Origin of the sequence: Salmonella sp. NW722 (assembly GCF_051702785.1) — a bacterium.
Classification (GTDB): domain Bacteria; phylum Pseudomonadota; class Gammaproteobacteria; order Enterobacterales; family Enterobacteriaceae; genus Salmonella; species Salmonella enterica.
This window is the reverse complement of sequence record NZ_JAMMIN010000035.1, coordinates 1-276: the sequence shown is the minus strand read 5'-3', so window position 1 is coordinate 276 and position 276 is coordinate 1. Positions and strand designations below refer to the sequence as shown.

1 tRNA gene and 1 rRNA gene are annotated in these 276 nt (G+C 54.0%); both read left to right on the top strand.

From position 1 onward, the window contains the following. Nucleotides 1-83: 83 nt before the first annotated feature. Nucleotides 84-159, top strand: a tRNA-Thr gene (locus NA330_RS23255). Nucleotides 160-198: 39 nt separating this feature from the next. Beyond that, nucleotides 199-276: ribosomal RNA gene (rrf, locus tag NA330_RS23250) — 5S ribosomal RNA — on the top strand; the annotation flags it as partial.

Sequence of the window (276 nt, the reverse complement as noted above, 5' to 3'; positions counted from 1 at the left end):
AGAAGTGAAACGCCGTAGCGCCGATGGTAGTGTGGGGTCTCCCCATGCGAGAGTAGGGAACTGCCAGGCATCAAATTTAGTGTGCTGATATGGCTCAGTTGGTAGAGCGCACCCTTGGTAAGGGTGAGGTCCCCAGTTCGACTCTGGGTATCAGCACCACTTAATACGGTTAAAGTTCGGCATTTGAAAAAGAATTTGTCTGGCGGCAGTAGCGCGGTGGTCCCACCTGACCCCATGCCGAACTCAGAAGTGAAACGCCGTAGCGCCGATGGTAGT